Origin of the sequence: Streptomyces hyaluromycini (assembly GCF_002217755.1) — a bacterium.
Classification (GTDB): Bacteria; Actinomycetota; Actinomycetes; order Streptomycetales; family Streptomycetaceae; genus Streptomyces; species Streptomyces hyaluromycini.
In genome coordinates this window covers 13,660-24,971 of the sequence record NZ_BCFL01000024.1, presented here as the reverse complement: position 1 = coordinate 24,971, position 11,312 = coordinate 13,660, and the positions used below count along the sequence as shown (strand labels likewise).

Genomic DNA, 11,312 nt, shown 5'->3' with positions numbered 1-11,312 from the left:
GAAGCAGTACGTATGACCGGACCCGGAACGGATCTCGTCATCCGACTTTCCGGAACAACTCCGGCTCGCCAGCCGTACCCGTCACGGGATTCTTCCGGACGGGCACTCCGTCACCGGGAACCACTTCGAGGCGGCCATGTCGCCGACCGATATGGCCGACCGCGTCGACATCGAGCTCACGATTTCCAGAATGCCGCGGATCGATTCCGTACTCGTGGCCAGGCGCCCTGAATTGACGAGCATCCGGGCAGGCCGATTCAGGGCCGCTGCTGAAATGAGGGAAGGGGCGCGGGAATCCCGTCCGCTGTGAGGCGGGGATCCGGGACAACCGGTTCGGCGACGGGTTCGGCCCCTTCGGCGGCGGCATCCACGCGACGAGCGGCCCCGGGTGCCGGGGCGCCGTCACCGAGGCCGCCACCGGCACCGGCGTGCTGTCCGCCGACCGGGTGGACCGGAGCCTGAACTGCCTGCTCAACGAGGGTGCCGCCGACGTCCGTCCGGGGGTGGGCAACGGCCTGACCGGTATGTACTTCGACCTCATCTCGCGAGAGGCCCGACTTGACACACTCTGCGTGGATTTACGACACGCCGAGGATCCGTCGTATGGGCTCCCTGTGTCGCCGTCCGGAGCCGGACGGCGGCGCCCCGGCGCCCCGGCGGCGGTCACCGGCGCAGTGTGCTCCCTCTCAGCCCGGCCCGGAGGCCCCTCTCCCGGCGCCGCGGTCCCGTGGACGCCTCCTGCCGTCCGTGGTCAGCGGAGGCTGGACGAGGCCGGGCAGATAGTGGTGGAAGAAGACCTCTTCCATGAGTTCACGGCGGCTGTGCACGTCCGCCTTGCGGAAGATCTTCTTGAGATGGTCCTGGACGGTGTCCTCGGTGATCGCCAGTTCGTCCACGATCTCGGTGGTGGACCGGCCCACGAGCACCCGCTGGGCGACCTGGCGTTCGCGGGCCGACAGGCCGTACGCGTCGAGCACGATCGCGGCGAGGTCACCGGGCTGGCTGAGGCCGACCGAGACATAGGTGTGCCCGGCCCCGGTCTCTTCACCGAGTCCTGTTCCCCCGCCGTTTCCCCCGCCATGCCCCGGGGCGGACATGTGCGTGGCGTGCAGGGTGACCCAGTGGCCGCTGTGGGTCCGGACCCGGGAGCGCGTCGAGTGGACCGGTGACTCGCCGGGGTTCTCGTGGGCGGTGGTGCGGACCCTGGCGGCCACGGCCTGCAAGGCGAGTGGACCCGTCTGCTCGTCGGACGGACGGCTCTCCTGGATCTGGCCCAGCCAGTGCCGCGCGGTCGGCGTGGCCTGCTGGATCCGGCCGTTCCGGTCGAGGATGACGAGGCCCGGCGCGTCCGGGGTGTCGCCCAGGTCCGTGCCGCCCAGCAGGAACGCCTGGCGCAGCGCCCGCCCCGCCGGGGTACTGAGCCGGGCGGCGACCGCCACGTCGGCGGGGGAGAACGGCAGCGTGCCCCGGGCCCGGCACAGCACCAGCAGGCCCCAGCAGTGGCCCCGGTCCCGCAGCGCCACGCGCAGTTCGTCGGCGAGGCCCTCGGGGTGCAGGATGTCCCGGTAGTAGACGCTGTCCTCCAGTCGCCGGCCCGTGGACACGCTCAGCAGACTGGCCGGCTCGGTACGGCGGGACAGCGCCCGGATGTTGTCGACGCCCGCCTGCTCGGCGTGTTCGATCTCGAAGAGCCGGGGCATCACGCGCTCGGGGAATCCCTGTTCATGGCGGCCGCCCGTGTCCAGCAGCGTCGCAGGGTCGAGCAGCACCCCGCACCACACGTCCGCGGGTACCCGCCGGAGCAGACAGTGGGCGGCGGCGCCCAGCACCTCCAGGGCGGCGCCGGCGGCGGGCGCGGTGGCGAGCAGCCGGCGGGAGCGGCGCTCGAAGGCGTCCACCAGGTCGCCGGAACGGGCGCGTAACGAACCGGAACGGCCCGCGGCGGGCTCCGACGGGGGCTCTGATGCGGACCGAGGCATATCTGCAACTGTACGGATATCCCGGATAGTTGGGATGGGTTCCGGGCGATCCGCCGCTTACGGTCGCCGTACCGCTCCACACGGGGGGTGTGTCGCGGGGGCCTCGTGCCTCCGCGACGCTGTTCTGTGTCACCGAACGAGGCACTGCATGGACACGATTCCTGTCACCGTGCTCGGACCGTCCGGCTCCGGCAAGACCCTCTATCTGGCCAGCCTCTTCCGCCGGCTGGCCATCCAGCGGCCGGACACGGGGTTCTTCGTGACCGTCCCCGGCGCCGACAAGATCAGGCTGAACAACATCTTCCGCGATGTGGCCGCCGGGGCGCCTGACGTGTGGCCCGACCCCAACCTGCAGGCGGACACCACGGAATGGACGTTCACGTGTTCGCTCCGGACGGAGGACGACGCGGTCTTCAGCCCGTTCGCCCTTTCCTACCTGGACTACTCGGGCGCGTTCCTGCAGATCGCGGACGCCTGGGAGACCGAGGAGGGGCAGGCGGTCTGGGACCGGGTCAGGGCTTCCAGGTTCCTGCTGCTCCTCCTGGACGGGGAGAAGGTGCTCCGCCAGCTCGACGGTGAGCCGGGCCTGACCGACGAACTCTTCGCGATCTTCAACGAGATCCAGCAGAGCAACGCCGCCGTGCACGTCGTGGTCACCAAGTGGGATCTGCTGCAGGCGGCCGGCCACACCCTGCGCAGCGTGCTCGACGGTCTGCTGGAGCATCCTGACTTCGAGGCCTTCTACCTGGGCCGGCTGAACCGGAAGTCGGTGGGGACGTTCCGCTTCATCCCGGTGAGCGCGCTCGGCCAGGGATACGCGGTCCTGGACCCCGTGTCCCGGACCATGGTCAAGCAGGTCAAGCCCGGTACGTACCCGAGGCCGTACAACGTCGAGATACCGTTCATGGCCGTCCTGGTGGACCTGGTCCGCGACGAGCTGAAGGCCTCGGCGCGGCGGGCGGAGACCGCGGGGCCGCTGCTGGAGCAGCACAGGCAACGGCTCGAACGGATGGACGGGTGGGACGGCAAACTGTCCCTGCTGCGCAGCGTCCTGGGCGCCCGGCCCGCCCGCTCGCCCCTGCTGCGGGCGGTCCAGCAGGATGTTCTCGGAGCCGCAGAGTCGTACGGGAAGAGCCGGATCGCCGAGCGCAGGCAGCAGGTCGAGCGTGAGATCGCCCAGGTGCGCGGGCAGATGCTGCAGGCGCGTTCGGCGGGCGAGGCGCTGACGCGCATGGCCGAGGTGTTCGACGCCGTGCTGGCCGAGTTCGAGGCCGTGCACCCGGGGTCGCTCGTGCTGAAGGAGGCCTCATGACCCATGGACCGGCCGAGCCGCCGGCCGGAGCGGACCGGCCGGAGGCCTGGCCCTTCGTCATCACCCGTACCGCCAGTCACGACTTCCAGGTGGTGGTCGCCCCCAGGTTCCTCGCCGAGACCCGGACCCACGGACTGCTCGCGAGCATGGCGCGCGGCGAGGTCTCCGACGACGGCGCCTATCTGCGCGAGTACCGCGACCGTGCCGGGCGCTCCCTGTGGCTGCTGTACCGCGTGGTCTACCTGACGGGAGCCGACGTCGGCCGGGACGTCGAGTACGTCCGCAACCACGGGCGCCGGACGCCGCTGATGGAAGGCGTCGTCCGCCGGGACAGGCCGCGGACCGGCGAGGCCACGCGGGAACTCTTCCACCTCGTGCACGGCCTGTGCGCGGACGTCGTCAAGGACTTCTACGACGCCGACTCCGACACCTTCGGGGTACGCCCCGCCGACGAGATCGAGGTGCCGGAGGAGGGAGCGCCGCTGCGCTGCGTCACCCAGGACACCTACCACTCGCAGCGGAGTATCGAGACGGCCCTTTCGGGCCGCCGCCGGCCGTCGGGCGACCGGCGCGTCCTGGCCGGACCGGGCGGTGGGCCCGCGGCCGTTTCCGTACCGCCGGACCGCGGCCGGGATGCCGCGTCTGGCGGGCACCACGCCGGAGCGGGCCGGCAGGGGAGCCCAGACCCTGGGCGCCCGGGCCCACTCGGCAGCGGCGGCCCTCGAAGCGCTGGAAGCTCTGGAGGCCCTGGAGACTATGGAGACCATGGGGACGTCGGCGGCGGGCGGTCCGAGCCGGCCGGCGGACGGCTCCTCGCACGGCCGTGGGGCATCGTCTGCGCGCTGACGGCCACCGTACTGATCTTGTCCGTGGCCCTGCTGGTGGTTCTGCTGAGCTCGGTCTGACACGGACCGGGCAGGAGCCGCGGAAACGGGGGGCGTCAGGGGCGGGCCGGGGAACCGCAGGGGGAGTTCCCCGGCAGGCGCCTTACCCGGCCTCGCTCGACGGTTCGGCGGAGTGGGAGCGCCGATGGGCTGCGACCCGTTCGCGGGTGGCGCATCGGCGGGAGCAGTAGCGGCGTTCGGGACCGCCGCCCTGGGTGACGAAGTCGATCGGGTCGGGGCGCTGTCCTGCGGATGACAAAGCGACGGCTTGGGAAGGACCGGGGCGCAGGTGCCGGCGCTCGGAAGGACCGGGTCCGCCGAAACGCCACATCGGGTGTCCCGTCTCAATCGATCTGAGGCAGCCTGGGTGTTTGCGGGGGCGCCGTCTGTGGCGCCCCCGCCAGGTGCTCAATCAGTTCCAGGTCATATTGATCTCACGCCCGAAATTGACGTATCCAGCGCGTTGGAAGGCGTTCGCCATCGGGACGTTGCCCAGGTCTGTGGACGCGCGGATGCGGGGGACGTCTTGCTCGGCAAGGATGCGGGTGCCCTCGGCGAGGAGGTCGTCGATGTAGCCATTGCCGCGGTGTGCGGGTATGACCGCGATGTAGGCGATGATCGCGTTGTAGCCGTTGTGGGCCGGGAGGACGAACCCCACTGGTTCTCCGTGGGGCAGCGTTGCGATCCGCCACCAGTCTCGCGGGCTCGTGTAGCGCGCGAGCTCGTCCTCGTAGTGCTTGACGGCAGTTTCCTGGGCGGACATCCGGGTCAGGTCGTCACGGCCGTGTGCGTCCAGCGTGCCGTCCAGAACCAAGGTCATCAAGGCCACGAGTTCTGTGGCATCGCGGATCGGCCGGAACGCAAGGCGCTCTGTGGGCTTGGGGACTGGTGATTCCGGGCGCCATTCCAGACGCAGTCGTTCGACGAAGAGCCGGGCACCGGTCCGTTCCAGTACCGTCATGCGGTCCTCGACGGCTTGTCTGGTCACCGTGTTCTCGCGCCAGTCCGGCGGGACGAAACGGCTGTACTCAGGGGGACGCGATCCGTTCGGAAGGGTGGCGGCCATCGCGGTGTGCAGGAGTCGCACGCCGATGTCCCTGTGATCGGGAGTCGGGGCGTTGTCGTCGATGTCGAGGACATCCAGGATGAGGGGTGTGTCGCTGCCGGCTCGACTCCACCAGGCAGCTCTGGCCAGTAGGCGGTCACCGTGCAGGGCGACCCACATCCATTCCGGGCGTCGGCGGCCGACGGCAAGGTCGTCTGCCAGTTCCTCGTTGAGGACATAGGGCAGTTGGGAGAAGAGGTCGAGTTCGTCGCGCCCGTTGATGGGACGCATGGTCAGGTCGTTCTGTTTCACGGTTCAGGCACGCTCCGGTGAAGGCGCCCGTCCGCTCCGGGGTCAGACGCGGTCCGCGCCCCGGGAGGACGCAAGCGCGGTGATCATGGGGATCATCGGCTTATCCCTCCTCTCGCTGTCGTGCCCTCACCCTCGTGGCAGGGCCTCGGTCGCAACGTCTATCCAACCGCAGCCCTTGTGCGCAAACGGTTTTCGATCACCCCGCGTATGGCCGTGTCAGTAACGGGGGAATGTCAGGGGACAGGTCCGGAAGTCCTTGGTCGGCTGGTTGGTGGCTCTGCGGGTTGTCTCGTTGCGCAGGATGAGGGAGAGCGTGTCCCATCCGGCGTGGTGAAGGGCGAATTTGTAGTGGGTGAGGCGGTCGCGGACCCACTTGATGAGGGGGTCGTCGATGTCGTCGGGTTCGTAGCCGACGACGATGCCGCGGGAGCTGACTTCGCCGATGAACGGGGCGAGGCCGCCGTCCCGCAGGGCGGTTCTCTCCCAGTGGTCGGAGGCGAGCAGGCCGGAGCGCGCGACGATCTCGGGGTGGAAGCCGGCGGCGAGGGCAAGTCCGTCGGCCACGGATTTGCCGGAGGGGTAGGTCAGGGCTGTCAGGCGCCGGACGATGGCTTCCTCGGGGCCGAACTCGTAGCGCTCCTTCCAGGCCAGGAAGATCTTCTTCGCGTCGTGGAAAGCGAGGTTGACCCAGCGGCGCCCGTGGCGGGCGATGAGGTTGCGGTGCTGCCGATGGGCGAGAACGGTGGCGGGCAGTGGGGAGATGTCGACTTGGCCATCGGGGTTCTGGCAGCCGTCACCGATCCAGAGCCAGTGACGGAGACAGACATAGCGGTCATGGGTCATCCAGCAGATGACCGGCTCGGCGATGCCCGCCCGGAGGGTGCAGAGACGGCAGGCAGGTCGCTGGGGTGTGCGGTCGTTGATCAGAGGCCGGTCGACGAGGCCCGGGGTGTCGGTGTTCTTCACCGTGATGAACTCAGGCAGGGCCAGTGGCAGTTGGTGCTCGGTGTAGCCGGACACGGTGGCGAGTGGTTCGCGCAGCGCCGTGATGGGAGTCTTCTTCAGCATGCGGACTTCGAGAAGCGCCCGGAGTTCCTCGGTGTCCACGTGGTTGGCTGCGGCCGGCCGGGCGAGGAACGAGTCGACTGATTCGTCCCGGAAAAGGGGCACGAGTCTGGGGAGCCGACGGGTGGGAGGCATCAATTGCCCCGTGTCCGCAGGTAGATGATGATCGTGGACAGGCTCACGGACGTGTCGTACTCGTTCATCAATCGTGTCCAGATCTCCCGGGCCCGGCAGCCGTGCGCTGCCATGGTGTCGATCACCGGCTGCAGCGATGACAGTGCCGAAGGCCCGCGATGGCCGGCGGAGCGTGTCGGCGGAAGGTCGAGCGTGAGGGCATGCCGCAGGGTGCGTCGGCTGATGCCGTGCCTGCGGGCCAGCACCGGTAGCGGCAGGGGACGGAGGGCGGCATCGTCCCGGACGGCCCGGAGCTGGTCGGCGAGGACGTCGGGCCAGCCGGCGCGGACAGGGGCGGGCTTGCGGCGTCTGCGTGGGGAACTCGCATCTGCCAGAGCGTGCTGTAGTGCGTCGCTGCTGTGGCCGGTCAGGGCGGCGAGACGTGCCAGGTGAGGCTTTCCGAACCAGTTCGGCGGCCGCAGAGGAACCCATGGAGGTAGCTGGGCCTGAGATGGTTGGCGCGAGCCAGCCGCCGGATGTACGAATCCGTGCTCTCTCCCAGATTCGGCCGCACTCTCATCGGCAGTCGGACCAGTTCCGCGGTCATGGCTGCTTCGCCCTGGCGAGCTTCGCGCGGCGGTCGGACTCGGCGGCGAAGTCCAGCGGGACGGCCTCGATCCCCGCTTTGGTGATCTTCTCGGTGTTGGTGAGGATCGCGTCGATGGCCGCGCCTCGGACGGCGTGGGACAGGGCGCCGATCATTCCGCCGGTGTGCGCATGCAGCCAGCCGTCGAGCCGACGCAGACTGCCCGGCCGGTGGCGGCGCAGCCGGAGGGTGTCCTCCAAGGTGGCGACCAGGCGGCTCCATTCCGGTCCCTGCGGGAAGGGTGCGGTTCGGATCAAGGTGAATCGTCCCGCGATCTGCGCGCCGCGGGTGCCCTCCCGCAGGCCTTTGCTGTCCAGGTCGAGCCCGGCATAGACGAACGTGGCCGGGATGCGCTCGGAGAAGCACTTGAGCGTGTCGGAGACTTCGGCGCCGTTGCGGGTGGCCAGCGAGATGTTGTGCACCTCGTCAACCAGGACCAGGCTGCAGCGGGCGTCGATGAGCACGCCGACCACGGCCTCGATGATGTCCGTCATGTTCAGCCGGGCACGAACCGGCAGGCCGAGAAAACGGGCGAACTCAGCCGCGATCATCCGGGCCGTCGCGGCAGGCGGCACCGTCACGTAGATCGCCGGAATGCGGTCGACCACGCCGGGGTGTCGTGCCCGGTCGGCCAGCTCGTGCGAAAGGCCGAGCTGAGTGATGGCGATGGATTTGCCGGTGCCGGCCGGGCCGGACAGGAGCAAGCCCCGTCGGGCGCCCCGCTCGTGGCGGTTCATCAGCACCTGGCGATGTCCACAGGTCACGATGTGCCGGATCGCCGGAGTGGCCACCACGAGTGTGTGCGCGTGGTAGGCGATGCGATTTTCGTCGTCCAGCACCTGTGCGCTCTTCGACAGCGCCTGGTGTTCCAGCTCGGTCAGCAGCGGGGGCGGCGGCGGAGTGTCGGTGACGAAGTCCCGCCATCCCTCCAGGGTGGTGAGCTGCAGCTGTGTCTCGGCGTCCCGCTCCGCAAGAGAGCGTGACGCGGGCTGATCGCTGGTCGTCATGAACGCCTCCAGGGATCCTCGCGCGGATCGAACAGGCCAAGGGGGATCACATCCGCCGTGTTCTCCTCCGCTTCCGGCTCGGCCGGTGTGGCCCGCTCGGCTTGCGGTGGGATCGCGGGTCGGGGATAGGCGGGCTCGGCGGTGGCGCGAGTGCGGGCGGCAACCCGACGGTTGCGCCGCCGGGCTCCCTTGCCCTGCCTGGGCTTCTCCTGCTCCGGAGATTCGGGCCCGGCGGCCATGACGTTCAGCAGATCCGCCGCAGCCTGGCTGATCGCTGTCTCGTTGTCGCGGTCAGGGCCACCTTCGGCGACGATCTTGCGGGCGTGGTCCCAGGCCAGCTCTCCCATGGGAACCGGTGCTGTGCGCAGATGCCGCCAGAACACAGTGATCCATTCGCGGGTCTCGGGGTGGCGTACCCAGACACGGGAGATGTCGTAGGGATCGTGGTGGACAGCCCAACGGTGTCCATCACGGCTGCTGCCCATGCGCCCCCGGCGCAGATCAGCCAATTCCGGGCCGTCATAGATCCGGTGATTGATCCTGAAGCCGTAGGAGTTGAGGGTCCGCTGCCGGCAAGGCAGCAGCCCGACGTACTCGTCCGGCGACAGCGTGATGGGGACGTGGCCGGCCGTGGTGACCAGCACTGCGTACTTCTCGTTCGGGCTCAGCGGCCGCCCTGCCGTCAACGGATCACGTAGTCCGTCATGCGGCCGGTTCTGCCACCGCGCCACGGTCCACTCCTCCAAGACCGCCTGCAACTGGTGGATCGACCAGACCTCCTCCTCCGGAGCCCTGCCGCGATGCTCGGTGCTGCGGCCCGTATGGCCCGGCAGGAACTGGACGAACATCGACGCCACCGACCGAAGCGTCCGCTCGACATGCGGCTTGTCCGTCGGAGTGTCCGGATGCGCAGGCTGCGGAGAAATCTCCAGCGTGTGACAGGCCCGGCGGAACGTCTCGGACACGAACACCTTGCCGCGATCGCACACGATCGTCTCAGGTGTGATCACCGGCACCCCTGCGGCCTGGGCCAGCCGCGCGTCGAGATCCAGCAGCGAGACGTGGGGCAGCACCGACCGGGTCATGCGCAGTGCCTCCGGCCGGCCGGGCCGCATCGGCTCGGGCGTCATGGCCCGAGCCAGCAGCAGTGCGGCGTCCACCGCCTTCGTCGTCGGGCGCAGCACCGCCGCCGCCAGGGTCCGCGTCGCCAGATCCACCACACCGGTCAGCTCGCAGGAATCCGTCGAGCCGTCGTCGTGGACCACGAGCACATCCAGCGGCGTCGAATCGATCTCCATGACCTCGCCGGGGCGAACCGCCGTCAGCATCCCGAACATGCCCTCAGGACGCTTGGCCAGCGATCGGCGCGTGTGGGCCGAACCCAAAGTGTGACGGCCCCGCTGACCGCGGACAGCAGCCGGTAGAACGTCGCCCGTGAAAGCAGAGACACCGCGTCCCGACCGTGATCGGCCTCCAGGACACGTTCCATCCGGTGCCGCAAGACCTCACCCGAAACCGTCGAACGCTCGGTCTGAGCCGCCACCACCTGCTCCAGCGCGGCCACCACCCGGGGGTCCACCCGGCCCGTCGGTCGGCTCACCGCCCGTGAGCGCCGGTCAACCAGCCCGGCAATGCCCTCGGACTCGAACCGGGCCCGGAAGCGCTGGAGCCGGGACAGCGACACCGGCGTTCCGCACTCCCGCAACTCGGCAACCTTGGCGAGCTCCCGCTGCCGCAGAGACCGAGTCGCCGGGTCGTACTCCTCACGGACCGGGCCTCCAGGATCATCCAGCGGCCCGGCCGGTCAGCACCTCCACCAGATGCCGCTGCCACCACTCCGCACGCTCCACCGCCTCCTGGGACAGCCCGTCCAACACCCCCGAGGCCGGCACCAGCGATCGGGCGGACACAGCACTGAGGACCTCGAAGCCTTCCGACCCCACCAGATGCGTCAGCAGCACCACAGCGGCTTCCTGGTCGTCGTCGACCAACCGCACCCGCAGCCCGGACAAGGCCACCACAGTCTGCTCCCGGCCGGCGAACCGGACCCGGTCACCTACCGACAGCAGCCGCGGACGCATCACCATCCCCGCCCCCTTCCCGAGCCACCCGGCCAGGCGTCACCCATGCGGACGCCGACAACGGCGACGACTCCAGGTCGACCGCCAGCTGCCGGCACCACAGCAGGTGGTAGACCACCGGAAGCACCTGAACCGGATCACCGCACGCCCGAGCACCGGCCAGCAGACCGGCTCCACCCGCGAACACCTTCCGCAGAGCCACCGCGGTGTCCTTCCACATCACCCGCGTATGCCGGAACCCCGCCAGCCAACGCAGATTCGCCGCGAACACGGGATCCAACTCGCCGACCCGCTCGTACTCCCAGCCGACCAGAGCGCACGCATCCCGGGTCCCGGCGAACTTCACCGCGTCGCGCTCGCCGATACGGTCATCCGGCCTGACGTCTACCACCAGACTTGTGCCATCCGCCCGCCGAGCGAAGAAGTCCGGCGTGTGCGTCAGCGGACCCAGCTCACCGTCCCGCCAGGACAACCCGAACGGCTGGGCACCCACGCCGAGCACCTCGGGATCGAAATCGAGCCGCATGAGGTGATCCCGCTCCAGCCAGGACTCGTACGGAACATGCCCTCCACCCGTCGCCGACCAGTACCAGCCCGTGAAGTTCCGCTGCCCGCGATACGACGGAAAGGACCGCGCCGGCATCCCCGACTCGAACCGCACCGGCCACATCACAGACAGCGGCCCCTCACGCCGGACACCATCCGGCCCGACCAGCCGCACCCAGAAGTCCGCTGCATCCATGCCGGCCCCCATGACCCAGCACCGACGCGGTACAGCGACCGTGGGCAAAGCGCGTCAGCGGCACCTTGGAAAGACTGAGACACCGCCCTACTTGCCCGAGAAAGACTGAGACGCAGCCACCGATG

General features: G+C 69.5%; 11 protein-coding genes and 2 pseudogenes. 3 read left to right on the top strand and 10 right to left on the bottom strand.

Annotated elements, in window-relative coordinates; all coding sequences use genetic code 11:
• Nucleotides 1-317 precede the first annotated feature (317 nt).
• Nucleotides 318-548 (top strand): annotated as a pseudogene (locus SSP29_RS61700) (CgnE/CgnB domain-containing protein); the annotation flags it as partial.
• 138 nt (nt 549-686) lie between these two features.
• Here SSP29_RS61700 and SSP29_RS30990 read toward each other — a convergent pair.
• Nucleotides 687-1,979 carry a helix-turn-helix domain-containing protein gene (locus SSP29_RS30990; protein ID WP_145968972.1) on the bottom strand — a complete coding sequence of 431 codons (1,293 nt, stop codon included), beginning with the start codon at nt 1,977-1,979 and terminating at the stop codon, nt 687-689.
• A gap of 148 nt (nt 1,980-2,127) precedes the next feature.
• On the opposite strand from SSP29_RS30990, the gene SSP29_RS30985 reads away from it, so the two are divergent.
• Nucleotides 2,128-3,291 carry a hypothetical protein gene (locus tag SSP29_RS30985; RefSeq protein WP_089104170.1) on the top strand — a complete coding sequence of 388 codons (1,164 nt, stop codon included), beginning with the start codon at nt 2,128-2,130 and terminating at the stop codon, nt 3,289-3,291.
• On the top strand, nt 3,288-4,196 hold the full coding sequence (locus SSP29_RS30980; protein ID WP_089104169.1) for a hypothetical protein: 909 nt from the start codon (nt 3,288-3,290) through the stop codon (nt 4,194-4,196). Before SSP29_RS30985 ends, SSP29_RS30980 begins: the two co-directional genes overlap by 4 nt.
• Nucleotides 4,197-4,278: 82 nt before the next feature.
• On the opposite strand, the pseudogene SSP29_RS56700 reads toward SSP29_RS30980, so the two are convergent.
• From SSP29_RS56700 to SSP29_RS30945, 9 genes and pseudogenes are all read right to left on the bottom strand, one after another.
• Nucleotides 4,279-4,398: pseudogene (locus tag SSP29_RS56700) on the bottom strand (CGNR zinc finger domain-containing protein); the annotation flags it as partial.
• 189 nt (nt 4,399-4,587) lie between these two features.
• Nucleotides 4,588-5,511 carry a GNAT family N-acetyltransferase gene (locus tag SSP29_RS30970; RefSeq protein WP_174856028.1) on the bottom strand — a complete coding sequence of 308 codons (924 nt, stop codon included), beginning with the start codon at nt 5,509-5,511 and terminating at the stop codon, nt 4,588-4,590.
• Between the two features lie 237 nt (nt 5,512-5,748).
• Nucleotides 5,749-6,732, bottom strand: a complete 984-nt coding sequence (locus tag SSP29_RS30965) for a TniQ family protein (protein ID WP_107436277.1) — start codon at nt 6,730-6,732, stop codon at nt 5,749-5,751.
• Nucleotides 6,732-6,977 carry a hypothetical protein gene (locus tag SSP29_RS56695; RefSeq protein ID WP_089104166.1) on the bottom strand — a complete coding sequence of 82 codons (246 nt, stop codon included), beginning with the start codon at nt 6,975-6,977 and terminating at the stop codon, nt 6,732-6,734. Before SSP29_RS56695 ends, SSP29_RS30965 begins: the two co-directional genes overlap by 1 nt.
• A gap of 337 nt (nt 6,978-7,314) precedes the next feature.
• Complete coding sequence (locus SSP29_RS30955; RefSeq protein WP_089104165.1) at nt 7,315-8,364, bottom strand: TniB family NTP-binding protein; 1,050 nt, start codon at nt 8,362-8,364, stop codon at nt 7,315-7,317.
• A complete protein-coding gene (locus SSP29_RS61320) occupies nt 8,361-9,701 on the bottom strand; it encodes a TnsB C-terminal domain-containing protein (protein ID WP_150135237.1) in 1,341 nt (446 codons plus the stop codon). Before SSP29_RS61320 ends, SSP29_RS30955 begins: the two co-directional genes overlap by 4 nt.
• Nucleotides 9,686-10,048: a helix-turn-helix domain-containing protein gene (locus SSP29_RS61315; protein WP_368669268.1), complete on the bottom strand. Its 363-nt coding sequence runs from the start codon at nt 10,046-10,048 to the stop codon at nt 9,686-9,688. The genes SSP29_RS61320 and SSP29_RS61315 overlap by 16 nt, the downstream gene beginning before the upstream one ends.
• A 100-nt stretch (nt 10,049-10,148) precedes the next feature.
• On the bottom strand, nt 10,149-10,451 hold the full coding sequence (locus SSP29_RS61310) for a hypothetical protein (RefSeq protein ID WP_150135236.1): 303 nt from the start codon (nt 10,449-10,451) through the stop codon (nt 10,149-10,151).
• Nucleotides 10,417-11,187, bottom strand: a complete 771-nt coding sequence (locus SSP29_RS30945) for a TnsA-like heteromeric transposase endonuclease subunit (RefSeq protein ID WP_089104441.1) — start codon at nt 11,185-11,187, stop codon at nt 10,417-10,419. The genes SSP29_RS61310 and SSP29_RS30945 overlap by 35 nt, the downstream gene beginning before the upstream one ends.
• Between the last annotated feature and the right edge of the window lie 125 nt (nt 11,188-11,312).

Coding starts and splice junctions, on each gene's coding strand:
- SSP29_RS30955 (WP_089104165.1), bottom strand. CDS start 8,364: ATGACGACCAGCGATCAGCCCGCGTCACGCTCTCTTGCGGAGCGGGAC.
- SSP29_RS30990 (WP_145968972.1), bottom strand. CDS start 1,979: ATGCCTCGGTCCGCATCAGAGCCCCCGTCGGAGCCCGCCGCGGGCCGT.
- SSP29_RS30985 (WP_089104170.1), top strand. CDS start 2,128: ATGGACACGATTCCTGTCACCGTGCTCGGACCGTCCGGCTCCGGCAAG.
- SSP29_RS61320 (WP_150135237.1), bottom strand. CDS start 9,701: ATGTTCGGGATGCTGACGGCGGTTCGCCCCGGCGAGGTCATGGAGATC.
- SSP29_RS30965 (WP_107436277.1), bottom strand. CDS start 6,732: ATGCCTCCCACCCGTCGGCTCCCCAGACTCGTGCCCCTTTTCCGGGAC.
- SSP29_RS30970 (WP_174856028.1), bottom strand. CDS start 5,511: ATGCGTCCCATCAACGGGCGCGACGAACTCGACCTCTTCTCCCAACTG.
- SSP29_RS30980 (WP_089104169.1), top strand. CDS start 3,288: ATGACCCATGGACCGGCCGAGCCGCCGGCCGGAGCGGACCGGCCGGAG.
- SSP29_RS30945 (WP_089104441.1), bottom strand. CDS start 11,187: ATGGATGCAGCGGACTTCTGGGTGCGGCTGGTCGGGCCGGATGGTGTC.
- SSP29_RS61310 (WP_150135236.1), bottom strand. CDS start 10,451: ATGGTGATGCGTCCGCGGCTGCTGTCGGTAGGTGACCGGGTCCGGTTC.